This is a genomic window from Sphingomonas lacunae, from assembly GCF_012979535.1.
In the GTDB taxonomy this organism is placed as follows: Bacteria; Pseudomonadota; Alphaproteobacteria; order Sphingomonadales; family Sphingomonadaceae; genus Sphingopyxis; species Sphingopyxis lacunae.
The window spans coordinates 2,126,078-2,152,487 of record NZ_CP053015.1 but is presented as its reverse complement, the minus strand read 5'-3'; the positions used below and the strand labels follow the sequence as shown (position 1 = coordinate 2,152,487).

General features: G+C 58.9%; 23 protein-coding genes. 8 read left to right on the top strand and 15 right to left on the bottom strand.

Annotated features, from left to right (window positions below; genetic code table 11):
• The first annotated feature begins 116 nt into the window (after positions 1–116).
• The 6 genes from GV829_RS10350 (at position 117) to GV829_RS10325 (ending at position 7,447) form a co-directional block, all read left to right on the top strand.
• Positions 117–572, top strand: coding sequence for a GatB/YqeY domain-containing protein (locus GV829_RS10350; RefSeq protein WP_169946412.1), 456 nt, complete (start codon positions 117–119; stop codon positions 570–572).
• Between the two features lie 10 nt (positions 573–582).
• On the top strand, positions 583–2,484 hold the full coding sequence (dnaG, locus tag GV829_RS10345; protein ID WP_169946410.1) for a DNA primase: 1,902 nt from the start codon (positions 583–585) through the stop codon (positions 2,482–2,484).
• Between the two features lie 95 nt (positions 2,485–2,579).
• A complete protein-coding gene (rpoD, locus tag GV829_RS10340) occupies positions 2,580–4,595 on the top strand; it encodes an RNA polymerase sigma factor RpoD (protein ID WP_212612124.1) in 2,016 nt (671 codons plus the stop codon).
• 328 nt (positions 4,596–4,923) lie between these two features.
• On the top strand, positions 4,924–5,592 hold the full coding sequence (locus tag GV829_RS10335; RefSeq protein WP_169946408.1) for a DUF6975 family protein: 669 nt from the start codon (positions 4,924–4,926) through the stop codon (positions 5,590–5,592).
• A gap of 103 nt (positions 5,593–5,695) precedes the next feature.
• Entirely contained in the window at positions 5,696–6,538 is an 843-nt protein-coding gene (locus GV829_RS10330; protein WP_169946406.1) for an AAA family ATPase, read from the top strand.
• 24 nt (positions 6,539–6,562) lie between these two features.
• The gene (locus GV829_RS10325; RefSeq protein WP_169946404.1) at positions 6,563–7,447 is read left to right on the top strand and encodes a DUF817 domain-containing protein; all 885 of its coding nucleotides are present in this window, start codon (positions 6,563–6,565) and stop codon (positions 7,445–7,447) included.
• Here GV829_RS10325 and GV829_RS10320 read toward each other — a convergent pair.
• Together GV829_RS10320 and GV829_RS10315 are read right to left on the bottom strand one after the other, a co-directional pair.
• Positions 7,435–8,847, bottom strand: a complete 1,413-nt coding sequence (locus GV829_RS10320) for a methyl-accepting chemotaxis protein (protein WP_246202833.1) — start codon at positions 8,845–8,847, stop codon at positions 7,435–7,437. The two genes, GV829_RS10325 and GV829_RS10320, sit on opposite strands and share 13 nt — an antisense overlap.
• 118 nt (positions 8,848–8,965) lie before the next feature.
• On the bottom strand, positions 8,966–9,319 hold the full coding sequence (locus GV829_RS10315) for a hypothetical protein (protein WP_212612123.1): 354 nt from the start codon (positions 9,317–9,319) through the stop codon (positions 8,966–8,968).
• Between the two features lie 249 nt (positions 9,320–9,568).
• Between GV829_RS10315 and GV829_RS10310 the strand changes: the two genes are divergently transcribed.
• Positions 9,569–10,747, top strand: coding sequence for a vWA domain-containing protein (locus tag GV829_RS10310; protein WP_169948220.1), 1,179 nt, complete (start codon positions 9,569–9,571; stop codon positions 10,745–10,747).
• Positions 10,748–11,089: 342 nt separating this feature from the next.
• Entirely contained in the window at positions 11,090–12,382 is a 1,293-nt protein-coding gene (locus GV829_RS10305) for a sugar transferase (protein WP_246203113.1), read from the top strand.
• A 254-nt stretch (positions 12,383–12,636) separates the two neighbouring features.
• Here GV829_RS10305 and GV829_RS10300 read toward each other — a convergent pair whose 3' ends face one another.
• The 13 genes from GV829_RS10300 to GV829_RS10240 all read right to left on the bottom strand — a co-directional run bounded on the left by GV829_RS10300 (position 12,637) and on the right by GV829_RS10240 (position 26,393).
• Positions 12,637–13,779: a tetratricopeptide repeat protein gene (locus GV829_RS10300; protein ID WP_169946400.1), complete on the bottom strand. Its 1,143-nt coding sequence runs from the start codon at positions 13,777–13,779 to the stop codon at positions 12,637–12,639.
• A gap of 80 nt (positions 13,780–13,859) precedes the next feature.
• Positions 13,860–16,055, bottom strand: coding sequence for a GumC family protein (locus tag GV829_RS10295; protein ID WP_246202832.1), 2,196 nt, complete (start codon positions 16,053–16,055; stop codon positions 13,860–13,862).
• A gap of 112 nt (positions 16,056–16,167) precedes the next feature.
• A complete protein-coding gene (locus tag GV829_RS10290; protein WP_246202830.1) occupies positions 16,168–16,722 on the bottom strand; it encodes a polysaccharide biosynthesis/export family protein in 555 nt (184 codons plus the stop codon).
• A gap of 231 nt (positions 16,723–16,953) precedes the next feature.
• Positions 16,954–18,339: an O-antigen ligase family protein gene (locus GV829_RS10285; RefSeq protein ID WP_169946394.1), complete on the bottom strand. Its 1,386-nt coding sequence runs from the start codon at positions 18,337–18,339 to the stop codon at positions 16,954–16,956.
• 128 nt (positions 18,340–18,467) lie between these two features.
• On the bottom strand, positions 18,468–19,019 hold the full coding sequence (rfbC, locus tag GV829_RS10280) for a dTDP-4-dehydrorhamnose 3,5-epimerase (protein WP_169946392.1): 552 nt from the start codon (positions 19,017–19,019) through the stop codon (positions 18,468–18,470).
• Position 19,020: 1 nt separating this feature from the next.
• Positions 19,021–19,899 (bottom strand): glucose-1-phosphate thymidylyltransferase RfbA, encoded by an 879-nt coding sequence (gene rfbA, locus GV829_RS10275; protein ID WP_169946389.1) that lies wholly within the window; start codon positions 19,897–19,899, stop codon positions 19,021–19,023.
• Positions 19,900–19,930: 31 nt separating this feature from the next.
• Positions 19,931–20,824, bottom strand: coding sequence for a dTDP-4-dehydrorhamnose reductase (gene rfbD, locus GV829_RS10270; RefSeq protein WP_169946387.1), 894 nt, complete (start codon positions 20,822–20,824; stop codon positions 19,931–19,933).
• Positions 20,821–21,888, bottom strand: coding sequence for a dTDP-glucose 4,6-dehydratase (gene rfbB / locus GV829_RS10265; RefSeq protein ID WP_169946385.1), 1,068 nt, complete (start codon positions 21,886–21,888; stop codon positions 20,821–20,823). Before rfbB ends, rfbD begins: the two co-directional genes overlap by 4 nt.
• Positions 21,885–23,015 carry an NAD-dependent epimerase/dehydratase family protein gene (locus GV829_RS10260; protein ID WP_169946383.1) on the bottom strand — a complete coding sequence of 377 codons (1,131 nt, stop codon included), beginning with the start codon at positions 23,013–23,015 and terminating at the stop codon, positions 21,885–21,887. Before GV829_RS10260 ends, rfbB begins: the two co-directional genes overlap by 4 nt.
• A 1-nt stretch (position 23,016) precedes the next feature.
• A complete protein-coding gene (locus tag GV829_RS10255) occupies positions 23,017–23,898 on the bottom strand; it encodes a hypothetical protein (protein WP_169946380.1) in 882 nt (293 codons plus the stop codon).
• A complete protein-coding gene (locus tag GV829_RS10250; protein ID WP_169946378.1) occupies positions 23,895–24,962 on the bottom strand; it encodes a Gfo/Idh/MocA family protein in 1,068 nt (355 codons plus the stop codon). Before GV829_RS10250 ends, GV829_RS10255 begins: the two co-directional genes overlap by 4 nt.
• A complete protein-coding gene (locus GV829_RS10245; RefSeq protein ID WP_169946376.1) occupies positions 24,959–25,750 on the bottom strand; it encodes a WecB/TagA/CpsF family glycosyltransferase in 792 nt (263 codons plus the stop codon). The genes GV829_RS10250 and GV829_RS10245 overlap by 4 nt, the downstream gene beginning before the upstream one ends.
• On the bottom strand, positions 25,743–26,393 hold the full coding sequence (locus GV829_RS10240) for an FkbM family methyltransferase (RefSeq protein ID WP_169946374.1): 651 nt from the start codon (positions 26,391–26,393) through the stop codon (positions 25,743–25,745). Before GV829_RS10240 ends, GV829_RS10245 begins: the two co-directional genes overlap by 8 nt.
• Positions 26,394–26,410: the final 17 nt, after the last annotated feature.

The following is a 26,410-nucleotide window of genomic DNA, read 5'->3' as shown; positions in this document are numbered from 1 at the left end:
GTCGGCAGGTTAAACGGCCAGACAGTTATGCCCCATTTCCGCAACGCACAATCTGGCGAAAAGTTTTTTTTGCCCCTATAGAGGTCTCTTTCCAAAAGCAGAGGAACACCCCGCCGATGATTCGCGATACCATCAAGGCTGCCCAGATTGCCGCGATGAAGGCCGGGGACAAGGAACGTTTGCAGACGATCCGGCTGATGCTGGCAAAGATCAAGGACCGGGACATCGAGCTGCGCACCGCCACCACCCAGCCTGACGATGACGCGATGATCATCGAAACGCTGCAAAAGATGGTCAAGCAGCGGCGCGAATCGATCGCCATGTATGAAAGCGGCGGCCGGCCGGAGATGGCGGCAGCCGAAGCCGCCGAAATCACGGTGATCGAGGAATATCTGCCGCAACAGATGAGCGAGGCGGAAACCGCCGCCGCCATTGAGGCGATCAAGGCTGACCTCGGCGCCAGCGGCATGAAGGACATGGGCCGGGTGATGGGCGAGCTCAAGGCCCGCCACGCCGCCACGCTCGACATGAGCAAGGCAAGCGCTCTGGTGAAGGCGGCTTTGGCGGGGTAAGCTCCGCGCCATGACCCTTACCCCGCAATGGCTGGATGAACTGCGGGCGCGGACGAGCCTGTCGTCGTTGATTGGCAAGTCGGTGAAGGTGACGCGTGCCGGGCGCGAGTGGAAGGCGTGCTGTCCGTTCCACAATGAGAAGACACCCAGCTTCACGATCAACGACGACAAGGGCTTTTATCATTGCTTCGGCTGCGGAGCGCATGGTGATGCCATCCGCTGGATGACCGATCATCGCGGCCTCGCCTTCATGGATGCGGTCAAGGAATTGGCGGCGGCGGCGGGGATGGAAGTGCCAGCCGCCGATCCACGCGCCGCCAAGCGGGCCGAGGAGGCGATGTCGCTGCGCGATGTCACCGAGGCGTCAGCGCTGTGGTTCCGCGAGCGGCTGGCCGATAGCGAAGGCGCGGAAGCGCGGTCCTATCTGGCGAAACGCGGCCTCACCGCCCAGACGATCAGCAGCTTTGGCCTCGGCTACGCGCCCGATGCACGTGGACGACTGAAGGAGGTTCTGGCCCAATTCGGCGATGCCATGGCGATCGAAGCGGGAATGCTGATCCAGCCGCCCGAGGATGCGCCAGCCAACCGCCGCGAACCCTATGATCGTTTCCGCGGCCGGTTGATGATACCGATCCGCGACCTGCGCGGCCGGACCATCGCCTTTGGTGGCCGGATTTTGGGCGCGGGCGAGCCCAAATATCTCAACTCACCCGACACGCCCTTGTTCGACAAGGGGCGCATTCTCTACAATCTCGATCGGGCGGCGCCGGCATCGCGGAAAAGCGGGCGGCTGATTGTCGTCGAAGGCTATATGGACGTCATTGCCCTGGCGCAGGCGGGCATAGAGGAAGCAGTGGCGCCGCTGGGCACCGCCTTGACCGAGGACCAGATCGCCCTCGCCTGGCGCCAAGTGTCGGTGCCGGTGCTGGCATTTGACGGTGATGCGGCGGGACAGCGCGCCGCGCTGCGCGCCGCGACCCGCGCCCTCCCCTTGTTGAGGCCCGGCCACAGCCTCTCCTTTGTCACCCTGCCCCCCGGTCAGGATCCCGATGACATCGTTCGCACCGGTGGCGCCTCGGCCTTTGACGCCTTGCTCAGCGCTACCACGCCGTTGGTCGATCTGTTGTGGCAAACAGCATTGACTGACCGAACCGATGACACTCCCGAATCAAGAGCTGGCGTCCGTGCACGGTGCATGGAATGGGCAGACCTGATCAGTGATCGCGATGTGCAGGCGCATTATCGCCAGGCCTTTCGCGAACGGCTCGACGCCGCCTTTTTCGCGCCGCGCCAGAGGCCGGAACGCGGAGCCCCACGCGCCGGTGCACGTGCCGCCCGCAGTGCGAGGGGATGGGCACCGCCGGAAAGGTCACCGACAGCGGGGGTCCCTGCCGCCGCAAACCGCATGGTCATTGATGCAATCATTGCCGGATTGCTACGCTATCCGGGTCTGGTCGAACGGCATGCCGAAGCCCTGTCGAGCCTTGATGTGCCGGACTCGCGCAGTCAGGCGCTGCTGGAGTCGATAATCGACACATGTTTGATGCATCAGGGGCTTGATAGTGCAGCCCTGTTGACCATATTGGGCAATAGGCCAGTGTATAATAGAGCAATGGAGTTGCTGCGGGCCGACGGCATGCACTTTTCCTTCACCAGAGCGCCGCGAAAGGCCGTGAATCCGGGCGACCCGGATGAGCGGGCGCAGCTATCGCTGGCACAGAGGGATCTGGATGAGGCAATTGCCGCCGTGGTAGCCTGGCCAGAGGTGGAACGGGCGCTGGCAGCGGCGACCAAGGCCATGCAGGTGCGACTGGATGAGGAAAGCTGGGCCGAGCAACAGCGATTGAAGACGATGAAAGACTCCCTGGCGGAACGCTTGGCCGAACTGGCCGACGGCGGGCGCCGGGATTAGATGGGATCAAGGGGGATTGGCCGGGACACGCAATGTCGCGGCAATTCATGGGGAAATTCGGGTCTGGCAGTGCCAGCCCAGCGTCAGGAACGGGCATGAGCGAAGAAGAACTGGACATTGCCGGCGGCGACGAGCCGTTGATCGATCTCAACGATGCCAAGGTCAAGAAGCTGATCGCCCGCGCCAAGAAGCGCGGTTACATCACCTATGATGAACTGAACGAAGCCCTGCCGCAGGACCAGATGTCCAGCGAGCAGATCGAGGACATCATGTCCGCCATTTCCGAAATGGGCGTCAACATCGTCGAAAAGGACGAGGATGCCGAAGAGGAAGAGGGCGATGATGTCGCCGACGAGGAAATCGATCCCGTTGGCCTGAATTCGCCATCGGCTGCCGTTCCCGAGAAGAAGAAGGAAACGGTCGACCGCACCGACGACCCGGTGCGCATGTACCTGCGCGAAATGGGCGCGGTCGAGTTGCTCAGCCGCGAGGGCGAAATCGCCATTGCCAAGCGCATTGAGGCCGGTCGCGACACGATGATCATGGGCCTGTGCGAAAGCCCGATCACCTTCAACGCGATTATCGAATGGGCCGACGCGCTCAACGCTGGCGAAATCCAGCTGCGCGAAATCCTCGACCTCGAAGCGATGCTGTCGAAAGACCCGGTTCCCGAGAATCTCGAGGAAGGCAGCGAGGACGAGGACGTAGAGATCAGCGAGAAGGTCGCCGGTCCGTCGTTCAAGGACGAAGATGAGCCGGAGGAAGCGGCCGCTGACGAAGATGAAGAGGACGGCCTGACCGAACGCCGCGCCCGCCCCGCTTTTGAGGAAGAGGAAGAGGACAACACCCTCTCGCTCGCCGCGATGGAAGAGCTGCTCAAGCCGGAAGCCATCGAGAAATTCGCCAGCATCACCGCGCTCTATCGGGAGTTTTCCAAATTGCAGGGCGCGCGGCTGACCGCGCTGACGCTGGGCAACGATTATCCTGTGGCGCAGGAAAAGAAGTATCAGAAGCTGCGCGACGAGCTGACCGCGGAGGTCGAGAGCGTCCAGTTCCACAACAGCAAGATCGAATATCTTGTTGATCAACTGTACAGCTTCAACCGGCGCCTGACCGCGCTGGGCGGCCAGATGCTGCGCCTTGCCGAGCGCCACAAGGTGCCGCGCAAGGACTTCCTAGACAATTATGTCGGCTCGGAGCTGGACGAAAGCTGGCTCGACCGGGTCGGCGGCATCGACAAGAAATGGGCCGCCTTTGCCGAACGTGAAGCCGCGGCCGTTGACCGGATCCGTGCCGAAGTATCGGAAATTTCGCAACAGACTGGCATGGCGCTGGGTGAGTTCCGCCGCGTCGTCAACATGGTGCAAAAGGGCGAGCGCGAAGCGCGGATCGCCAAGAAGGAAATGGTCGAGGCCAATCTGCGCCTCGTCATCTCCATCGCCAAGAAATACACCAACCGCGGACTGCAATTCCTCGACCTCATTCAGGAAGGCAACATCGGCCTGATGAAGGCGGTCGACAAGTTCGAATATCGTCGCGGCTACAAGTTCAGCACCTATGCGACATGGTGGATCCGGCAGGCGATCACCCGATCGATTGCCGACCAGGCGCGCACCATCCGCATCCCGGTCCACATGATCGAAACGATCAACAAGCTGGTCCGCTGCAGCCGCCAGTTCCTGCATGAGCAGGGACGCGAACCGACGCCCGAGGAAATGGCCGAGCGCTTGTCGATGCCGCTCGAAAAGGTCCGCAAGGTGATGAAGATCGCCAAGGAGCCGATCAGCCTCGAAACGCCGATTGGCGACGAGGAAGACAGCCACCTCGGCGATTTCATCGAGGACAAGAATGCCATCATCCCGGTCGACGCGGCGGTGCAGGCCAACCTCAAGGAAACGGTTACCCGCGTGCTCGCCAGCCTCACCCCGCGTGAGGAACGTGTGCTGCGCATGCGCTTTGGCATCGGCATGAACACCGACCACACGCTGGAGGAAGTCGGCCAGCAGTTCAGCGTGACCCGCGAACGTATCCGCCAGATCGAGGCCAAGGCGCTGAGGAAGCTCAAGCACCCGAGTCGCAGCCGCAAGATGCGCAGCTTCCTCGACCAGTAAACTCGGCGGCCGAACAGCACCATGGCCCGGGCAGCAAGGCACCAGAACAGCCTTGGTTCCCGGGCCATTTTCGTTGCCAGAATGGCAGCAATTCTGGCCAGCGCCCAGGCGGAGCCGGATGGGGCACTTTTCCACCGTAAATTGCTCTAAACCGTTGAAAATCATCACTTTAATTAGCCATGGTTAACCGGCTGAAATCCTTTCCGTCCCACTATGGTGCAGGGTTCATAAACCCCGTCTTTACGCTGTCCCCCTAAGAGGGAGGCGAAGCGGTCATGCCCGGACTCGACCCCCGGACTGAACGCAGGGAACAGACAGGACGAACGTCATGGTGCAGCCACAGCGCATCTTTGAAACCAGTGATCTCACGCGCACCATTGATGCTCTGGTGACCAATGAGGGGGCGACCGCGCATCCCTATGTCCTGTCGCGCAAGTTGGTCGAAGGCCGCGACGCTACCCGCAACCTTGCCGATGCCGTCCATTTCTTTGGCCTGCTGCATGGGCGCCATCCGGGGCTGATGGACCATGCCGCCGCCCGCGCAACCGAAACGAGCGAGCGTCGCTGGTTTGACCAGGCCACCTCGGCCTTTGCCCGTGAGCGTGCCTATCTTTCTACCCTGTCCGCCGCCGCGGGACCGATTCCCAGCACGGCAGGCCAGCAACAGTGCGAAACAACGGTACTGGCGCAAGGCCATGCGATAGACATGCTTGGCCAGTCAGAACGTCGCGGTTGCGCTCTGGGCGCGGCCATTGCCATGGCGCTCGACTGGCGTGCCATCCGCGCGGTGATGGATGCCGCAGCGGACCGGCTCGACGTGCCAGCCCGCCCGGCCGACCTGCCTGACTTGCGGGAAACCATCGCCCTGATCGATATGCAGGGCGGATCACCTGCGGTCGAACGGGCCATGTTGTTTGGCGCGCAGCAGTTGCTCGCCCAGCATCGCGGCCTGTGGGACCTGCTTGCGACCCGGGAAATGGTGCGCAACCCGGCCTGACCGGCATTGGGGTCCCTCCCCTTACTGACACTTTTGACCAGCTTGCGCCGCCTCGCGCCGCGCCTTATGCGTTGACGATTGACGTTTACGTAAGGTGGATGGAATGCGATTCGAGGGCACCAGCAATTATGTGGCAACCGACGACCTGAAGGTCGCCGTCAACGCGGCCGTGACCCTGCGCCGTCCGCTGCTGGTCAAGGGCGAACCCGGCACCGGCAAGACGGTGCTGGCCGAGGAAATCGCCAAGGCGGTGGGCGCGCCGCTGATCAGCTGGAACGTCAAATCATCGACCAAGGCGCATCAGGGCCTATATGAATATGATGCTGTCGCCCGTCTGCGCGACGGCCAGCTCGGCGACGAGCGGGTGCATGACATCAACAATTACATCCGCAAGGGCAAGCTGTGGGAAGCCTTTACCGCGCCCGAGCTGCCTGTGCTGCTGATCGACGAGATCGACAAGGCCGACATCGAATTCCCCAACGACCTGTTGCAGGAACTCGATCGCATGGCCTTCGACGTCTATGAGACGGGCGAGCATATCGCCGCCAAGGAACGGCCGATCGTCGTCATCACGTCGAACAATGAAAAGGAACTGCCCGACGCCTTTCTGCGCCGCTGTTTCTTCCACTATATCAAGTTCCCGGACCGCGACACGATGCAGGCCATTGTCGACGTCCACTTCCCCGGTATCCAGAAGATCCTGGTCAGCCGGGCGCTCGACATCTTCTATGAAGTCCGCGAAGTCCCCGGCCTCAAGAAAAAGCCGTCAACCAGCGAACTCATCGACTGGCTGAAGCTGCTGCTCAACGAGGATATGCCGCTCGAAGTCTTGCAGAACAAGGATACGCGAAGCGCCATCCCGCCGCTGCACGGCGCGCTCATCAAGAATGAGCAGGATGTGATGCTGTTCGAGCGCCTCGCCTTCATGGCGCGTCGCCAGAGCTGATTCAGGCAGGGCTGGCTCGCGCTCATGGTCGAGAGCCCGCCCGCTGGACTGCCCCAAGGGGGCCATACCCGCTTTGAAGCGGTGCGGCTGGCCATGGAAACCTATGCGCCGGCGCCCGGCTGGCGCCGCTGGCTCTACGAATTCCTGCTGTTCGGATTCAAACAGGGATGGGCCTGCCTCTATGGCGGGATGATGCTCGCGCTGTTGCTCGGTACCTTTATCTTCTATCCCGCCGAAGCACCGCTGCATCGCTATGACTTCATCACCATCATGGCTGTGCTGATGCAGCTGGTGATGCTGCTCCTGCGACTGGAGACATGGGATGAGGCAAAGGTCATCTTTGCCTTTCACATCGTCGGCACGGTGATGGAGCTATTCAAAACGGCGGTGGGATCCTGGGTCTATCCAGAACCGGCGCTGCTCCGGATCGGCGGCGTGCCGCTGTTCACCGGGTTCATGTATGCCTGTGTCGGCAGCTATCTGGCGCGCGTCTGGCGGATATTCGATTTCCGTTTCACCGCCTTTCCGCCGATGTTGCCGCTCGGTCTGGTGGCAACGGGCATCTATATCAACTTTTTCACCCACCATTGGACAATCGATCTGCGCTGGCTGTTGCTGGCGGCCATAGTCTGGATGTTCCGCGGCACATGGGTGCATTTTCGTTCCTGGCGCGAGCATCGCCGGATGCCGCTGCTGGTCGGTTTTCTGCTGGTCGCGCTGTTCATCTGGTTCGCCGAGAATATCGGCACCTTTGCCCGGGCATGGACCTACCCCGGCCAACAGGCGGGATGGCAAATGGTGTCACTGGGCAAATTGACCAGCTGGTACCTGCTCATGATCCTTTCCTTCGCGCTTGTGGCCGGACTGCACCGCCGCCAGACGCCATTCGCCCCCGATCAGATCACATAGGCGATTTCAAGGTCACCCCAACGCCGGTCGTTGATCACCAGCGGTACATAGACGTTGCGCACGACATCATAGCGTGAGCCATCAACATCACGCCGATAGACGGCAAGGAAGAAGGGTTCCTGAGACAATTTGGCCTGCGCATCGCAACCGCCGAACAGGATGCGGCCATTGCGGCACCACTGGGCATCATGGGCCGGATCACCTGTCGGCGCGCGCGAATATTTGCTGGCGTGCGTCGGCAAATACCCCTTTGCGTCGGAAAAGGCACAGGAAAGCACCCGCGGGTCAAAGTCGATGATCTCATCGAGGATGGGCCGCCAGTGGCTGTCAGCCCACAACGTCAGTCCGGTCGAATAGCGTTCCGGCTGGCTGCCCGGGATCAGGCGATAGTCCTGATCGAACAGCGCGGCTTCACTCAGATCAGCGGCGGCCAAGGCCACTTGCGTCAGGGCAAGAGCCTCGTCCCGCTTGCCCATGGCGAAATCGACAAAGGCCCAGTCATCCGTCGAGGCACCCGAGGAAACCAGCCCGTGGAAAAGGCGGTTGGACAGCCCCTCCAGCGCGTTCACCTCACCATGGGCACTGCCCAGCAGATCGACATTGACCCGCAGCCGCTGCCCGAAATGCTGCACCGCATTGCGCATTTGCTGACTGTTGCCATGGATCAGGGCTGCCGACCTGGCGATCTGATCGCTCTGCCCGTCAACCAGCCCGACCAGGTCAATGGCATGGCCGAGCGTATCGCTGATCTGCGAAAGGCCCTGCTCGGCCCTTTGGCTCTCCTCGACCCCCTGCCTGATCTCGCGCATCAGTCCTTCGGCTTCGGCGGACAGGCTGCCGATGGTGCGCTTGATTTCGTCAGTGGCTGATCGCGTCAGGCCGGCCAGCTTTTTAACCTCGCTTGCCACCACGGCAAAGGTACGCCCCGCATCCCCTGCCCTTTCAGCCTCTATCGCCGCGTTGAGCGCCAGCATGTTGGTGGTCTTGGCAATTGTTTCGATGCTGCTTGACACCGATCGCACCTGTTCCATCGCCGAGGCGAAGTTGGTCACATGCGTACCCAGTCTTTCCACCAATCCGGTCAATTGCCCGAATTCGGCGATGCCATCGCTGATGAGAATGGCGCTGGATGCGATATTGTCGGCAGCCTTGGCCGACAGCAACTTGGCTTCTTCCGTCGCCCGGGCAACCTGCGCCTGATCAGCCTCCAGATCAGCGGTTACCTGTTCCAGTTCGTTGAGCGCGAGTATCTGATGGTCGAGAGCGGCGGAAACATCGGCAATCCGCCCGGCCACGCCTGAGCATCCAACCGCCAGTTCACCGCAATGAGCGGCAAGTTCCGGATCAAGGACCGGCACCGCTTGCGCCGCATCAAAACCACTGTCCATCTTCATCGTCATGGCCCTTGCCGGCAGCCGCCGACAGGATGCCGCACGACGCCATGCGGTTGGATTGGCATGACAATGGTTAACAGCAGGTCAAGCGATGGTCCGTCGCCGATACACGGCAACCGACGCTTCAGTCGCGGATGCGCCAGACCGATTCGGTGCACACGTTGAAGCGGCGGCGAACCGTTTCGCTGCCGTCGGCAAAGACAGCCCGGAAATCAAAGATACAGGCGCAGCTGCCGTCATCCCAATTGACCCGCACTATCCCACCCGGTGGCAGAACATCGGCGCCCAGCACATCCTCCTCCCAGCTCTCACGGTCGGCATTGGAACCGTACAGTTCACGCAACGTCACCGACGTTTCGTTGATCACCTGCACCCGTCGGTCACGCCCGTCTGCGCATGTGGCCTGCGCACTGCCTGCCCACCCGGCAGCCGCCATGATGATGGCGGCACCCGCGATACGATAGCTCAGCCTGTTCATCCCTTGCCTCCCGTCTGGCAGCGAGTCCGATGTGAAGAGTTATAGCCCAAAGCTCCACCAGCATTGGAATTAATCCCCTCCACCTGTCGCATTGCCGATCGACCGATTGCGATTCTGTTCACCACCTGCGGGCATCGACACAAACGGCAGCTTGGCAAAAGCCCAAGATCATGCTTGGAAAAGGCCGAGCAGACAGGCCGTGTCATCCCGCACCGCAAGGCTGGCTGCAAATTGCGCAAGGATGAGCAGATGTTCTTCAACTTCCTCGAGGAAATGCGGCTGGCCGGCATTCCGGCTTCGCTCAAGGAGCATCTCTTGCTGCTTGAGGCACTCGATGCCGAGGTGATCGAGCGCAGCCCCGAGGAGTTTTACTATCTGGCCCGAGCGACCTTCGTGAAGGATGAGGGACTGCTCGACAAGTTCGACCAGGTTTTTGCCAAGGTGTTCAAGGGCCTGGAGAAGACATGGGGTGAGCAGAGCGCCGAAATCCCGGCAGACTGGCTGAAAGCCGTTGCCGAAAAATATCTGACCGAAGAGGAAATGGCTGGGATCAAGTCACTCGGCAGCTGGGAAGAAATCATGGAGACGCTGAAGAAGCGTCTCGAAGAGCAGCAAAAGCGCCATGAGGGTGGCAACAAGTGGATCGGCACCAAGGGCACCAGCCCCTATGGCAACAGCGGCTACAATCCCGAAGGCGTGCGGATCGGCGGCGAATCCAAACACAAGCGCGCCCTCAAGGTCTGGGACAAGCGCGAGTTCAAGAATCTCGACAACACCAAGGAACTGGGCACCCGCAACATCAAGATTGCGCTGCGCCGGTTGCGCCGTTTCGCCCGCGACGGAGCACAGGACGAGCTGGACCTCGACGCAACGATCAGCGGCACGGCGCGTCAGGGCTGGCTCGACATCCACATGCGCGCCGAACGGCGCAATGCCATCAAGGTGCTATTGTTCCTCGATGTTGGCGGATCAATGGACCCGTTCATCAAACTGTGCGAGGAGCTGTTCAGCGCGGCATCGAGCGAGTTCAAGAATCTCGAATTCTTCTATTTCCACAACTGCCCCTATGAAGGGGTGTGGAAGGACAACAAACGTCGCTTTTCCGAGCGCACCCCCACATGGGATGTGCTCCACAAATTCGGCCATGACTACAAGCTGATCTTTGTCGGCGACGCGGCGATGAGTCCCTATGAAATCACCCACCCGGGCGGATCGGTCGAGCATTTCAACGAGGAGGCTGGCGCCGTCTGGCTCAAGCGGCTGACCAACACCTATCCCGCCGCCGCCTGGCTCAACCCGACGCCTCGCCAGCATTGGGCCTACTCGCAATCGACCAAGATCATCCAGGAAGCGATGAACGACCGCATGTACCCCCTGACCCTCGAAGGCCTCGACGCGGCGATGCGGGAGCTGACACGGAAAAGGTGAGTGCGCGGGAAAGCAGCGATTTCCCGCTTCAGCGTTTGACCGGTCAGGACAAACTGTCGGATCCGGTTGTCATAAGCCTGTTTACGGCTTGATCTATTGCTGTTAAACCTTGTTCGAAAACCAACAGCCGCAAAGGCGGGGTTTCTGTGTCAAAACACATATTGGATAGGCACATTTTTGGTCGCACGACGTCTCTTCTGCGGTTTCCTGTCAAGGGCCCGCCAAAAGGCAAGGTGCATCAAGGTGAAAACCCAATTCGCTGACCTCTCCCCGACCGGCGAGCTTCACGGACCGCTTCAAATCGACGCCAATGCCAAGTTTGGCGTGGTCCCTGTGAAGGCGATGGACTCACAGCCGTCGATCGAGAGGAACCGAGTCAGGTTCATTGATCGCGTTCGGTTCCAACTAGGCGGCGGATTGATTTTCTGCGCGCTTGGACCAATCGCTGCACGGACATCGATCGAGAGTTCTTCCTTTTATTTGCCAGCGACGTTCAACACCGCTGTTCTTGCAACGCTCGCGATCATCATCGGCTTCGCCATTTTCCGGAACGTCAAGACATTCCCGGGAGCAGTGCCAAGCACCTTTGCCCTTTCCACATTTGCCACAACTTTTGCTCTGGCAATGATTGTCCCGCTGATTTTGCGGATTGAATATAGCTGGACCCAATTCCTGTTCCACTTTGCGGCGACCATGACGTTTTATGGGCTGGTCGAACGCAGAAGCGGTACCGCGATCAGTCTGCGGTTTGCAGTGATCCCCGGTGGAACAGTAAAGCGATTGCCTGATTTGCCTAATGTCCATTGGCACAGGCTGGCCCGTTACGATGACGCCATATCAAATGTGCATGGCGTTGTTGCGGACCTGGACACCGATCACAGCGCCGGTTGGGATGCGGCCATGACCCGATATCTGCTCGCAGGTTTCCCCGTCTACCATTGGAAGCAATTGATCGAGCAGCTTTGCGGGACGGTGGAAATCGAACATCTTTCGGAAAACCATCTAGGCGCACTCAATCCGAACCGTCTCAACATCAAGATGAAGACGGTTATCGACTTCGTGCTCGCAGCCATTGCATTGGTTGTCCTTTCCCCGATCATGCTGTTGATAGCGTTGATCATCAGGCTCGAATCTCCCGGTCCGGCCATTTTCAAGCAAGAACGAACAGGTTTCAGAGCGAAGACCATAACCGTCTACAAGTTTCGTACCATGCGCAATGACCATTTGACCGAATCTGGCGACGCCATGGCCCGCAGGCTTAGCGCAATCACACAATCCAACGACAGTCGCATCACGCGGGTTGGAAAATTCCTGCGTAAGACGCGGCTGGACGAATTACCCCAACTTTTCAATGTGCTCAAAATGGAAATGAGCCTGATCGGGCCCCGTCCTGAAGCTGTTTCCTTGACGCTTTGGTACGAGCAGGAATTACCTTTTTATCATTATCGCCACATCATCAAGCCCGGCATCACAGGCTGGGCCCAGATCAATCAAGGTCATGTTGCCGATATTGACGACATCAAGGTCAAGCTGGCCTATGACTTTTACTATGTGAAATATTTCTCGCCTTGGCTCGATCTGCTCATTCTCGTCCGAACCTTGGTCACGGCTGTGACCGGGCGCGGTGCGCGCTGAACTTCCGGACTCTGGGACATCCAGACGCTGGGATATCCAAAGGCGGGCAGACCCCACGACCGAGTTCTCTCTGCTTGAGATCGGCCAAAAGCGGAAAAGCCTCCCGAGACGCTTGAGGCACCTCCCGACGCAGCGAGGGTCGGGATCAGCCAAAGCCTATTTAGGGAAAGGCTTTTGTAAGAGGAGGGGCGCCCCACAATGCAACTCCATGACAAGGCAAAGGCCCTCAGAATCCTGTTCAGTTGAGCAGTGCTTCAGTTCAAGCGATCCATATCAACTGAATTGACGACATATTCCGCATCGACATCATTGACGGGCCCTTTGCCCAACAACTCAATCAATGCCCCTCCGCAGCCCTGTGGAATGATTATGTCCTCCGAGACGCTGTGTTGGTCGTCGGTCAAGGCGGGAGACTGCCAGATGATCCTGAAAGCCCCATCCGTCCAGCAGCGAACCCGCCACTGGAACTCTGCTCCAGCCGGGGGCCGGAGGAACTCTCCGGATGCCGAAAAGCGATACCTGCCTTCGCGCACAGTCATAAACTTGCTAGCAGGCACATTGGACGCGGTACGCGCCAGGACGATATATATCCGCGGACGACTGGCACCTTTGCTCAGATCAATCTCTGCCCCATCCTCTGTATCAAGCAACCATCGGACAGGGGTAAACCCGTCCGCTACCGTCGCAGGCGTCAGGCTGGCTTCTGTCAACACACTCGCCGGGTTTCCGCCCTGACTATTGTATAGTTGGATAAGGGCGTCAAATTGGCCACCATAGGTCAACTTGCGCGCCAATTCGTCTATTAGCCCGCGGAATTCGGCCGTCTTGGGCAGGTCGCCACGCGACAACAAGGCGGCGATGACCACCGGCCGATCCGAAAGTCGGATGGCTTGCCGGGTAAAGTCACCGATCCATGGATTGTTTTGACCAAGATAGGGTTCGAACAGGTCCGCAAACTTGCTATCATTCAGCGCGATAATCATGGGTGGAAAAAGCAGTGGCCAAACTTCGGGCGACACCCGAGCCGCCGCATCAAAATGAACCAAGGCCTGACCAATATCCTGCTCAGAGATAGCCCGCGTCATCAACCAGAGTTGATTCATAACATCGCGTCGGCTTTGCAGGCTGGCAACCGCCATCGGCTTCAGGCCGGCGCCCTGCCGTATCGTCGCATTGTCTACCCAGCCAATCACACGCAATGCCGCTGGGTTGAGCGGTTGTGCGAGCAATGAACGCTGAGCCAATGCCTTGGCTTCGCGGAGCGTGGCCGGATTGTTCTGCCTAGTCAAAGACTGGGCGCTGGCCACTGCGTTAAGCGCTTGGACATTATCAGGAGCCAGTTTCAGCGCTAACATGGGCTGCGTCCTGGCTAGATAGGTTTCAGCCGATTTGCTCATGGACGCCCCAGCCAGAATAATGGCCAGACCGCAACTCGCCACTTTCCCCCAGGTCAACCTCCCGACCAGGTCCATTGGCGTCATTCGGTTGTGCTCCGGTCATTTGCGCCAAGCCCGTAGCCATAACCATAACCATAGCCATAGCCATAGCCATAGCCATAAGAGGCCATATCCGCCGTCAACTTGGTAAGAACCGCGCCGAAAATCTTTGGATTGGCTGAGCGCAGGCGAGCAATCGCGCCCCGGATGCCACGCACTGGAGGCCCTGCCGCCTCAATCACAAACACTGTTCCTTCAACCGTGTTTGAAATGAGCGGGGCATCCGCCAACACGATGACCGGTGCAGAGTCGACAATCACATTGTCAAACTCTGTGCTCAAAGCCTGGATAAGCCTCTTAAGTCGGTCACTTGACAGAAGTTCAGCCGCATTTGGCGGGATAGGGCCGCTCGACATGATCTGCAGATGAGGGTTCTGCGTTGCCTGAATGAGGGCTGCCCAATTGTCTTCACCTGCCAGCAAATTGCTCAACCCGGCCTTGTTGTGCAGATCGAGCCGGTGATGGATCGAAGGTGAACGCATGTCAGCGTCGATCAACAGTGTCCTGCGGCCAGTACGGGCGATTGTCTGCGCCAAGGCAATACTGGTTGTTGTTTTGCCTTCGCTTGCCCGGGTGCTGGTTACCATCAGTGTCTTTGGCACACCATGCTCGGTGGTGAATGCAAGATTGGACCTTATGGTCAGATAAGCCTCGGTAATCTCGGATTTCGGATCCGCCAGCAACTCAAGAATGCCCTGAGTTTCCTCGTCTGTCTCCGGGACGCTTCCAAGCAGAGGCACGCCTAGCAAGCGCTTGACGTCATTCGGGTTGCGCATGCCTTCATCGATTTGCTCGAGGGCAAAGATGGCGATACCGGCCAAACCCAAGCCCACAAGAAGGGCCACTGCCACATTAAGCGGGATCCGGGGAGATGACGGAACCGCGGGCAGTTCTGCCCTGTCAACCAGAGAGATATTGTTGGCTGCAACACCAGCCACGCCGATTTCCTTGTAGCGTTGCAACAGGGAATCGTAGAGTTGGCGGTTGGTGTCGACTTCGCGCTGATAGATTCCAAGCTGGATTGAAGACGTTTGCTGGCCGCCAAATTCAGCAGTCAATGCCTCCACCCTGCTACGCAGGGACTCCTCACGCTGGCGAGCGGCAATGAGATTGTTGCGGGCCGACGCCGCGACGCGCGCTTCTTCTCTGGCAATGCTGGTTTGCAAATCCGAAATCTGACTGCGCAAGGATGCCGCGACAGGATAGCCAGGTTCAAACTGGACCATCAAACGGGCATATTCCGCTTCAAGTTCAGCCCTGCGCTGGCGCATTGCCTGAATTGCAGGATTGGAAATCGTATCACTGGTGGCGCCGCCACCGCGCGCCGACACAAGACTTTCGGCCTCGATACGCGCGGCTGTCGCTTGGACCAACTCGCTGCTCAATGCTTCAAGGTTCGCTGCTGCCAACGTCCGCTCGACACGCGTGCGACCCTCACCATTTTCAGCACGGGATAAGGTCACGATCCCGGTTTCGCGGGAATAATTGACCAGATCACGCTCGGACTGTTCCAACTTGGACCTTAGATCAGCGAGACGCTGCTCCAGGAAAACACGGGCTTCGCGGGTTGAGTCAAATCGACGGTCGACGGATGACAGCAAAAATTCGTTGGCCCAGGCATTGGCAATGTCTGCCGAAATCTTTGGCGAGGCACTCGTGTAACGGATGTCGATCAACGTCGAACGCGGAACAGGAACAATCTCGATATGCCTCAGCAACAGTTGCGCCGCCTGCTTTTGCAGTTGCTCGCGCTGGCGGGCTGTTGACAAGCCTGACATAGCTGGCGCCTCCGCGCCATGAGCTGCCAGAAACTCCGCATTACCTGCCAGGCGCAAACGACGAACGACACGATCGGCAAGCGAACGCGCCCGCAGCAGTTGGTATTGGGTTTCATAGAATTCAACCGATTGTCCCTGACGCTCGGGATCGATGTCATCCACATTGGTGATGCGCTTTTGCTCACGTTCGATGCCGATCCGCGCTGCAGCCGTATATTGCGGCGTCATCAACATGGTCACGATGCCGCCGATGGCCAGCGATGCCAGGACGATGCCCAGGGCCACCCATTTCCAACGGATCAATGTATAATAATATTGCACCAGCAACGGTGTGGCGTCGCCATTGGCATCATCACCGGCACCGACTGCCGGTGCGCTGGTGGCTGGGGATTGGCTCAAGATAGGCTCGCCAAGCAAATTTCGCTCAACGTTCAGATTGTCAGGCATGAGAACCCCGGTTCTAGGATAGCAGCAGTGGACGAACGGACAGACAAGGAGGCGCGCCCGTTGATCACCGCTGGAACAAAATGATGAGTGGCGTGGACAAAAGCGGAGCCGCTTGGAGGACGTCACGGAAGACGCGCCGGGCCGGAGAATCACCAACCACGATAATGTCGCTGGCATAGATTGCCGGGTCATCATACGCGCCGCGACGGATAGCGGCGAGGTTATAGACCCCGGCATAGCGTTGGCCGTCAACCGTCCGGAAGACGATCACTTCATGCAACCGGGCGAATTCATTCACACCGCGAGCCGTGGCAATGGCACGCAGCAGGGACATGTTGCCGACCACCGGATAGACCCCGGGCTGCACCACCTCACCTTCGAGCGTGACAAAACTGTTTGCGCTTTCTTCGACGTTGATCGTCACATCAGGTTCACGCAGGAAGCGGCCGCGCAACTGGGCCTCCATGCGCGCCTCAACCACGCTGGGCGGGACGCCATTGGCATCAACCTCTCCCAACAGGGGGAACGAAAAACGTCCGGACGCATCAGCTTGGACAATGCGGCCCGAAAGCTCGGGAACGCCGAAGACATCTATCCGAAGCTTGTCAAAAGGCCCCACCAGATAAGGCCTGCCGGCGACAAGTTGATCAGTAGGGCTGGGATGCGGCAATTCAGCAGAGGGCACCACACGAAGCGAGGAATTGACACCCCCGATCGGGCCCCCGCTGGTCGCACATGCCGACAATAAGAGGGCTGCAGCCAAAAGAACGATCTTATACGTCATCGCCATTCCCAATATTACCCCAATCAAGGTCTATTCCACCATAGGTGTCAGACCCGGAAAGTCATCTCAGTCGCGCTTGGCGATCATTTCGGTCTTTGACTGAGCCAACCAAACAATCGCGACCACCCCTACCAGCATGAGCGACGGTACCCGGACTGGATAGTCCGCAATGCTCGCCAGTCCAAGGACAAATATCACGGCACCCGCTACCAGACCCATGGTCAACCAATGGTTATGAGGCCTCCGGTTGGCAATCAACTGCACCAAGACATTGGCCCAAGCTATCAGGCCGATCATCAAAATGACCAATGCGGCGATGCCGCCATCGATCAGGAACTCGATCCAGTCGCTATGCGCATGATTGACGTAGCTCGAGCCAAGCGTCGTTTGCGTTTCACCAATTTTGAAAATTTCGGGGAAGGTCCCAAAACCTGCTCCGAAAGGAAAATACGCCCAGGCAAGATCGAGACTGCGCGGCAAAATTGCAGCTCGCAGGTCGTCAGTAAAGGCACCTGCCATCAAACGGCCGACTGCGACATCACGTGACATGCTGGCGATCGTGACGATCAAGGCGATGAACAAGAAGCCGCCAAGCAGTGCCATGGATTGCCGTCCCCACTTCACTTTGCCAGCACCGATACCGGGGCCGAACCGGATAGCTGCTGCCAACGCGAGGCTTAATGCATAGAGAAGGACACCGGCCCGGGACCCGGTGATCAAAACGAGCGGAATGAGCGCGATCACCAAGAGGAGCGCACAAACTTGCAACATCGCGCCGCGCGCGCGCTCTCCCTGTTCTGCATGTGAAGACCAACCCGCCAACAGGATCGGCAGACAACACAGCCAGATTGCCTGATGGTTGCGGTTGGCAAACAGCCCCACAGGGAATCCCTCATTGGTCAGCGCGTAAAACTCGATTGTTCCGGGAGCAGACGCTTGGAAAAAGCCCAACACGGCGCTGCAGACCCCGGCGATGATGAGCACTGGCAACATCCGTAGCCGTTCTTCAGCAGTGCAACGTAACATGAGCACCAATCCAGCCAGCGGGACCAGCAACGAGAATAGTGCATTCCAAGTCAGTGAAGGGACCATGGAGATCGGCTGCCATCCGAGCGGCAGTCCCGCTGCTACAAGGCCATCTGCCAACAGGTCGCGTCCCGGCAGATTCGTCCACAAGGCGGGGGGAAGTGGGACAAGTTGCAAGGCAATCAATAGAGTAAGCGCCGCAGCGAGGCCGCACACCAGGCGAAAACCGCGTGTCATTTGCCAGGTCAGCCCATAAAGGCCGATGACCAACAGTATCGCAGCGATAGGGCGCAAAATAGCAAGCGACAGAACGTCCGCTCGAGAAGCCCCCCCCATCAGAAATGTCGCTGCCACCAATAAAATCAGAGAAGCAAAGTGAAGTGACGGCAATGATTGCTTTTTATTCGGCCTGACAGGTTTCAACAATTGGGCTCCCAGATCTTTTCAATTCGCAATTCTGTTGCCCCAAGAGCATTTTTGCACATCTGCCGAAACTAGGCAACAAGGATGGCCCGATTCTGCTCTCCGGTTACAGATGCTAACAGGCGGTTCAATCAACCCAGTCGATCGGCCTCTGAGAGCAGAGCTCCTGCGATATCCTTTGGCGAGAGAGACGGCTGCCCGTCAAGTGGCCAATCGATGCCGATCTGCGGATCATTCCAAAGCAGGCAGCGCTCATCCGGAGCAGACCAATAATCAGTCGTCTTGTACAAAAATTCAGCCGGGCCTTCCGTTACCAGAAATCCATGAGCGAAACCCGCAGGAATCCAGAGCTGCCGATGATTGTCTGCACTCAGGCGCACACCTGTCCATTGGCCGAAACGAGGAGAGTCCTGCCGTAAATCGACGGCAACATCAAACACCTCGCCGGCCACGACACGAACCAGCTTTCCTTGCGTCTGCCGCACCTGATAATGAAGACCGCGCAGCACGCCCTTTGCAGATTTCGAATGATTGTCCTGGACAAACTCCACGGATAGCCCAGTCGCCTCGCCGAAGTCGCGGGCATTGAAGCTTTCGTAGAAATAGCCGCGATCATCGCCGAACACGCGCGGTTCGAGGATGAGGACTTCGGGAAGATTTGTTGGTGTAACGGTAAAGGGCATCTCAGTGATCCAGCAGACCGAGGAGATAGGCACCATAACCTGACTTGGCGAGCGGCTCGGCCTGCGCGCGCAATTGCTCTGCGCTGATCCAGCCTGCGCCAAAGGCTATTTCCTCAGGGCATGCGATCATCACGCCCTGCCGCTTTTGCAATGTGCCGATGAAGTGGCTTGCTTCCAACAGACTGTCGTGCGTGCCGGTATCTAGCCAGGCAAAGCCACGGCCCATTGTTTCGACCTGCAATTGCCCCGCTTCGAGATAGCGGCGGTTGACGTCGGTGATCTCAAGCTCACCCCGATGCGACGGTTTGATTGACGCAGCAATATCGCACACCTGTCGGTCGTAGAAATACAAGCCGGTGACCGCATAATGGCTCATGGGCTGCGCTGGCTTCTCTTCAATGCTGCTCGCCCTCCCCTCTCCGTCGAAAGCGACGACGCCATAACGTTCGGGGTCCTGCACGCGATAGGCAAAGACGGTGGCCCCCTCCTCACGTTCGTCGGCCGCACGGACCAACTTCACCAGATCATGGCCGTAAAAGATATTGTCGCCAAGCACGAGCGCGCTCGGGCGATCACCGACAAAGTCTTTGCCAATGATGAACGCCTGCGCGAGGCCGTCCGGGCTCGGTTGGACAGCATAGGAGAGTTCCATGCCCCATTGGTTGCCATTCCCCAGAAGATCGCGGAATCGCGGGGTATCCTGCGGCGTGGAAATGATAAGCACTTCACGTATGCCAGCCAGCATCAAGGTCGACAGCGGATAGTAGATCATCGGCTTGTCATAAATTGGCATCATCTGTTTCGATGTAGCCTGCGTCAGCGGATAGAGGCGCGTCCCCGATCCACCTGCCAGAATGATTCCCCTGCGTCCGCTTGTCATTTCTGGCCTCTTGTCTGGTTGGTGATCGGTATCATACCGGCAGCGGCAGTTCGTCGATCATGCGAGCGACACCTGATTGCCAATCCGGCAGGGTCAAACCGAAACGCTGTTGGAGCTCGGTCGTGTCAAGACGACTGTTTCCGGGACGACGCGCGGGCGTGGGAAAAGCATTGGTCGTCACCGGAGCGATAGACTCATCCGCAACCCTGATCGGCCAGCCATTAGCGCGCGCACGGGTGATCGCGAACCGGGCATAGTCGTGCCAGCTGGTCACACCCGACGCGGCGAGATGGTAGGTCCCGCTGCCCCCTTCGCGTCGAGCCTGAATAATGGCATGGGCGGTTACATCGGCGATCAAATCCGCCCCCGTCGGTGCACCAAATTGGTCTGCGACCACGCTTAACGCTTCGCGTTCCCCCGCCAAGCGAAGCATCGTTTTGGCGAAATTGCCGCCGCGCGCGGCATAGACCCAGCACGTCCGGAAAATCAGGTGCTGGCAGCCGCTGGCGCGAACTGCCTCCTCACCTTCCCACTTTGTCAGGCCATAGGCGTTGAGCGGTGCGGTCGGCGCGTTGACCGGCCAAGGCGCATCGCCCTCCCCTGAAAACACATAATCTGTGCTGTAATGCACCAGCAGCGCGCCCACTTCGCGACAGGCGCCTGCCATCGCGCCAACCGCCGTGGCATTGACCAGCCGCGCCGTGTCGGTGTCACTCTCTGCCTTGTCGACCGCCGTATAGGCAGCGGCATTGACGACAACCGACGGTCGCGTGTCACGGATGTGCTGCGCCACCGCGTCAGGCTGCGTCAGGTCACCGCCCACATCAATGCGGGTGCGGGAATCGACAGAACCCAGCAGCGACAGGCTGCGGCGGCATTCCCAGCCGACCTGGCCATTGGCACCGAGCAGCAGGATGGCGGTCATCCGGTGCGATCCGCGTAATTTGTGTCAAGCCATTCGCGATAGGCACCGCTCTGCACAGCTTCGGTCCAGCTGCCATTGTCGAGATACCATTGGATGGTCTTGGCGATGCCTGTGTCAAAGCTCTCATCCGGTCGCCAACCGAGTTCCGCCTCGATCTTGCGCGCATCAATCGCATAGCGCCGGTCATGGCCCGGACGGTCGGTCACATAGGTGATCTGTTCGGCATAGGACGCACCGTCGTTGCGCGGGCGCACGTCGTCGAGCATCGCGCAGATCGTCTTGACGATCTCGATGTTCGGCTTTTCGTTCCAGCCTCCGATATTGTAGGTTTCCCCGACCTTGCCGCCATCAAGCACGCGCATGATTGCCCGGCAGTGATCGGCAACATAGAGCCAGTCGCGGATCTGCATTCCGTCGCCATAGACTGGCAGCGGCTTGCCGCCGAGCGCATTGACGATCATCAACGGGATCAGCTTTTCGGGGAATTGCAGCGGGCCATAATTGTTGCTGCAATTGGTGATCAGCGTTGGCAGGCCATAGGTATGATGCCATGCGCGGACCAGATGGTCGCTCGCTGCCTTGCTTGCCGAATAAGGGCTGTTGGGCTCGTATCGATTGCTCTCACTGAAAGCCGGATCATCCGCCGCCAACGTGCCATAAACCTCGTCGGTAGAGACATGGAGAAAACGGAAGCCGGCTTTTGCCTCACCCTCGAGCCCGTTCCAATAGCCGCGCACAGCATCCAGCAGGCGGAAGGTGCCGACGACATTGGTCTCGATGAATTCGCCGGGTCCGTGAATCGAGCGGTCAACATGCGATTCCGCCGCAAAATTGATCACCGCGCGCGGTTGATGCTCGGCGAGAAGTCGGGCGATCAACTCGCCATCGCAAATGTCCCCGCGGACAAATTGATGCCGCTCATCCCCGGCCAGCGAAGCAAGATTTTGCAGATTGCCAGCATAGGTCAGCTTGTCGAGGTTGATGACGGCTTCATCGCGATCAGCAAACCATTCGAGCACGAAGTTCGCGCCGATGAAACCGGCTCCGCCTGTGACCAGGATCATTTCAACAGCCCCTTTGAACGCATTTCCTCGAGCGAAGCTTCATAGCCGCTCGCCTTGGGGCCGGTGGACTGCACCCATTGGGAAAAGGCAGCGATACCGCGCTCAAAATCCCATTCAGGGGTGAATCCGAGCAGCCGTTCAATCCGGCTCATGTCCGCATAATTGTGGCGGATGTCCCCCAGCCTGAAATTGCCCGTCACCGTCATCTTGGGCGACTGGCCGAGCAGTCGCGCCAACGTCTGCGCAACGGTAATGACGCTGGTCGGGACGCCGGTTCCGACATTGAACACCTGCCCTGCTGCGCCCGGGTGCTCGACACCCAGCACGGTCGCGCTGACAACATCATCGACAAAAACAAAGTCGCGGCTCTCGGTCCCATCTTCAAATATGTTGATGTCCTTGCCGGTCAGCATAAGGTTCGAGAAGATGGACAGGATGCCGGTATAGGGATTGGACAGCGACTGGCCGGGGCCAAAGACATTCTGGTAGCGGAAAGCGACCGGCTCTATGCCGATCGTCGGGCAGACGGTCATCACCATCTGTTCCTGCACCTGTTTGGTAATGCCATAGACAGACGAAGGGTGCAGCTTCGACTCCTCGTCGGTCGCCACCAGTGTGATGCTGTCGCAACCGGGATATTTCACCGCAAAATCGCCCGCTTCCATATCGGCGGCGGTGCGATGTTCGGGATAGACCGCCTGGCCATCGGGCGTCAGATATTTGCCCTCACCATAGACTGATCGCGACGAGGCGACGACCATGCGCTTCACCTGATGCGGCGCGTTGGCAAGGATATCGAGCATGATGGCCGTGCCGCCCACGTTGACCGCGCTATAATGCTCGATCTGGTACATCGACTGACCCGTGCCGGTCTCTGCCGCGAAATGCACGACGGCATCGACGCCCGCAAGCGCCCGCGTCATGGCCTCGCGGTCCGTAACGCTGCCGTGGATGAAATCGACCTTGCCCTTGATGGCGCCATAAAGGTCCGATGCTTCGGGATCATCGCCATGCACCTGTGGTGACAGCGTGTCGATCACGCGGACGCTGTGCCCCTTGCCGAGCAGCCGCAGAGCGAGGCGCGAACCAATGAAACCGGCACCGCCGGTAATCAGGACCAAAGCCATGTCAGCCGCCCTTTCCGATCAATTCGACTGTCTGGTTGATATTGCCGCGCGACGAGGCGCCGAACACCACCGACTGGATATTGAGCTTGTTGACGAACTCATAGGCTTCGGGTGCCGGCACCGCGCCGGACGCCAGCGTCGACATCGCCATCATCGGATAGGCATCGCCATCATTCTGCGCCAGCGCCTCTACATAGGCCTCGACATTGGGCGACATCAGATAGCCGATCTTGTTGATCGACGAACAGATGACGACATCACGGATGCCCCATTCGATCAGCTTGGCCCGCAGCATCGGCATGTTTTGCGTAATGAGGCCCGGCAACGCACCATATTTCTTGCGGATGTGTGCGCAATATTCGCCCAGCACCTCGCCCTGATCATAGCCAAGCACCAGGTCGGTGACGATGTTTTGCAGGAAGACGACCCGGACATCGAGGCCCTTGAAGATCGACATTTCCTGATCGACGAGTAGCTTCATCATGCGGATGGCATCGAACGTCGCCAGCGCCATGCCGCCGCGGGCAATCTTGCCGAACGCTGATCCGGCGCCATCCGAGAACAAAATGTCCTGCATGGCGCCAACCATGCCCTTTTCGGCGACAAGGTTGGCATATTTGTGCGGATAGGGAATTGAAGGATACCAGGCGAGTTCTGGGAACTCGGATTTGCGGTCGCGGAACCGGTCGCAGATGGCACCTGCCCGATGGTTGCTGTTGAGCATCACGGCGCGAATGCCTGCATCAAAGGCGTTCTGATACACCTCGAAGATGCCGTCGAGTTCGGCAAAGCGTTCGGCCTGCGCCTGCGCCTTGTCCTGACTCATATGGTTGATTCCGAAAAACTGGTTGTCGCCAAAGACGATGCGGTCGATCCGGCTCATGCCACGGCTCCTTCAGTTGCGTGGCCAAGTCCGGCTTCGAGCGCAGCGGCATCGCGGAACATGTCGTGGATCACACCCAGCGCCGCAGCGCCATCGGCAAAGCTGCACCGCTGCGCAGCCCGTCCTCGTATGCAGTCGATGAAGTGATAGAGCTGCGCCGTGAACTCGATACCGCGAAGGTAAAAGGGCACATTGCTGAAGACGTCGGTGATATAGACTTGGTTCCACCCAGCCTCATAACCAAGCTCAGGCGCGGCCTTGGTCAGGAACAGCTTCATGCCATGCTGGTCGGCCTGCAACTTGCCGCAAGTGCCGAACACCTCGATCTTGTTGGTCGGCTTGCGGAAACTCTCGTCGCTCCAGTTGACATAGATCGAGCCGGTCAGCCCATTGTCGTAAAGGTAGCTGCCGGCGACGATATCCTCGACCTGCTTGGACCATACCTTGGTCAGGCAGGTCCCGGCCACCTTGTCGGGTTTGCCGAACATGTAATTGATCAGGTCGATGGCGTGCGACGCCATTTCATACATTGCCCCGCCACCACTCGCATGTGTGGCGCGCCAACCTTCCTCACCCTGCTCCCCGACTATGGTGCTGCTGTACATTTCCGAACGGAAACGCAGCGGCCGACCCAAAAGACCTGACCGCGCAATCTCGCGCGCCTTCACGAACATGTCATTGAACCGGTTGACGTAACCAACCTGATTGACCAGCCCAGCGCCGTCAAACATCGCTGCGAGTTCGGCCCCATGCGCAGGATTGAGTGCGAAGGGCTTCTCGACAAAGGCGTGCAGCCGTTTGGCGTGCACTGCCTGCAACACTTCATGATTGATCGCAGGGGGCGTACACAAAAGCACCGCATCAAGCTGCTCCTTGTCGAGCATCGTGCGATAGTCCTTGTGCGTTTTCACGCCCGCATATTTCGCCAGCATCTTGGTCACCAGTGCCGATGGATCGGCGACAGCAACGACTTCAACCTCAGGATGGGTGTTGATGATACACTGGTGCGTGATGCCCATGCGTCCGGCACCGACGATGCCGATTTTCAGCTTGGGGTCGCTCATGTCGAAGGATACCTTTTGATGCCGATGCGGGCGAGAAGGAGATGCCAGAAAAACAGGCCGATCATCGGATAGCGTTTGAGCAATTCGGGCCTGTCGATCGTCCGGATCAGCCACGCCAGATAGAGTTTCCACCAAATGGCCGCAATTTCCGGCCGGTTGCCGGCATACCAGTCAAATACCCCGCCCACGGCCGCGACGAGGCAGGTATCGAGCCGGTCACGGTGGACATAGCCCCACTTCTCCTGCTTCGGCGCGGTCATGCCCAGAAAGACGACGTCCGGCTTGAACGCGTTGATCGCATTGATCATGGCGTCGTTGTCCTCGTCACTAAACTCGGGCTTGAACGGAGGCGAATAGGTGCCGACTGTTATGTTCGGATAATCCCTGGCAGCGCGCGCGCGCATCTTTTCCAGCGTCGAGTCTGACGCACCCAGGAAGAACACCCGGCCCTTCTGTGCTTCCAGACGGTCCATCAAATGATAGAAAATGTCTGGGCCCTGATTTGGCTTGACGGTCTTTCCCTTCAGGAGAAGCCCGGCCAGCCCGAAATAGACTCCGTCGAGGCACAGCCAGTCGGCCTTCTGCATGGCATCGCGATACAGCATGTCCTTGGTCGCATTGCCATAGGAGATCGGACTGATGGTCTGGATTGTCGAACAAGGGCGCCGCATGGGAATATCGGCCAGTTCACCATTGTAAACGGCATAACCCATGGCATCCACGCACTCATCCGGGCGGGCATGGTCTGGTGTCACAGGCGTTGCGGCCTGCACTTCTGGTTCAAGCATGTCGGTAGCTGTTGCTCTTGAAGATGGGGTCCTCCGCACGAGCGAAGAACAGGTCGATCTGCCACAAAGCGCCATCGAATTCGCGATTGAGAATGTCGACCAGATTGAAAACGCGAAACCCTTTGGTTTCCATGTGAGCGATCATCTCATGGAACAGCATGGTTTCGGCTGTATGCCTGTAATTATAGGCTTCCATAACGATATATTTGGTCTGTTTGAGCGTTTCCTCCGACCCATCGAGGATCGGCCGCTCAAAACCGTGGGTGTCGAACTTGAGGAAAAAGGGACCCTTGAGGCCCAAACGCGCAACCATGCCATCAACCGAGATGACCGGCACCAGTCGCTTTTCACCTTCACGACCATCAACCGTGCTGCCATCAAGGTCAGCCGTCACCGCGAGTTCGACTTCGCCGCCGTCGGTCGGACCAGCGACCGCCATGATGAAATCATAGCGGTCGGGATAGGCAGCCTTGACCTTTGACAAATAGGGTTCGCGTTCCTTGAGAGGGTCGACACCGATCACGCGGGAATCGGGAAATAGCGTCAGCGCCTGTTTACTCCAGTTGCCCTTGGCCGCACCCATGTCGAGGACAGTACCGAAATTCGGGTTCCAGGACGAAATGCGCTTGAGCACCGATTCCATGTCGCATCCCTTACGAT

Bases quoted from the DNA above. Each gene is read 5' to 3' on its own strand.
- GV829_RS10350 (WP_169946412.1), top strand. From the start codon at position 117: ATGATTCGCGATACCATCAAGGCTGCCCAGATTGCCGCGATGAAGGCC.
- dnaG (WP_169946410.1), top strand. From the start codon at position 583: ATGACCCTTACCCCGCAATGGCTGGATGAACTGCGGGCGCGGACGAGC.
- rpoD (WP_212612124.1), top strand. From the start codon at position 2,580: ATGAGCGAAGAAGAACTGGACATTGCCGGCGGCGACGAGCCGTTGATC.
- GV829_RS10335 (WP_169946408.1), top strand. From the start codon at position 4,924: ATGGTGCAGCCACAGCGCATCTTTGAAACCAGTGATCTCACGCGCACC.
- GV829_RS10330 (WP_169946406.1), top strand. From the start codon at position 5,696: ATGCGATTCGAGGGCACCAGCAATTATGTGGCAACCGACGACCTGAAG.
- GV829_RS10325 (WP_169946404.1), top strand. From the start codon at position 6,563: ATGGTCGAGAGCCCGCCCGCTGGACTGCCCCAAGGGGGCCATACCCGC.
- GV829_RS10320 (WP_246202833.1), bottom strand. From the start codon at position 8,847: ATGACGATGAAGATGGACAGTGGTTTTGATGCGGCGCAAGCGGTGCCG.
- GV829_RS10315 (WP_212612123.1), bottom strand. From the start codon at position 9,319: ATGAACAGGCTGAGCTATCGTATCGCGGGTGCCGCCATCATCATGGCG.
- GV829_RS10310 (WP_169948220.1), top strand. From the start codon at position 9,569: ATGTTCTTCAACTTCCTCGAGGAAATGCGGCTGGCCGGCATTCCGGCT.
- GV829_RS10305 (WP_246203113.1), top strand. From the start codon at position 11,090: ATGGACTCACAGCCGTCGATCGAGAGGAACCGAGTCAGGTTCATTGAT.
- GV829_RS10300 (WP_169946400.1), bottom strand. From the start codon at position 13,779: ATGAGCAAATCGGCTGAAACCTATCTAGCCAGGACGCAGCCCATGTTA.
- rfbC (WP_169946392.1), bottom strand. From the start codon at position 19,019: ATGCCCTTTACCGTTACACCAACAAATCTTCCCGAAGTCCTCATCCTC.
- rfbA (WP_169946389.1), bottom strand. From the start codon at position 19,899: ATGACAAGCGGACGCAGGGGAATCATTCTGGCAGGTGGATCGGGGACG.
- rfbD (WP_169946387.1), bottom strand. From the start codon at position 20,824: ATGACCGCCATCCTGCTGCTCGGTGCCAATGGCCAGGTCGGCTGGGAA.
- rfbB (WP_169946385.1), bottom strand. From the start codon at position 21,888: ATGATCCTGGTCACAGGCGGAGCCGGTTTCATCGGCGCGAACTTCGTG.
- GV829_RS10260 (WP_169946383.1), bottom strand. From the start codon at position 23,015: ATGGCTTTGGTCCTGATTACCGGCGGTGCCGGTTTCATTGGTTCGCGC.
- GV829_RS10255 (WP_169946380.1), bottom strand. From the start codon at position 23,898: ATGAGCCGGATCGACCGCATCGTCTTTGGCGACAACCAGTTTTTCGGA.
- GV829_RS10250 (WP_169946378.1), bottom strand. From the start codon at position 24,962: ATGAGCGACCCCAAGCTGAAAATCGGCATCGTCGGTGCCGGACGCATG.
- GV829_RS10245 (WP_169946376.1), bottom strand. From the start codon at position 25,750: ATGCTTGAACCAGAAGTGCAGGCCGCAACGCCTGTGACACCAGACCAT.
- GV829_RS10240 (WP_169946374.1), bottom strand. From the start codon at position 26,393: ATGGAATCGGTGCTCAAGCGCATTTCGTCCTGGAACCCGAATTTCGGT.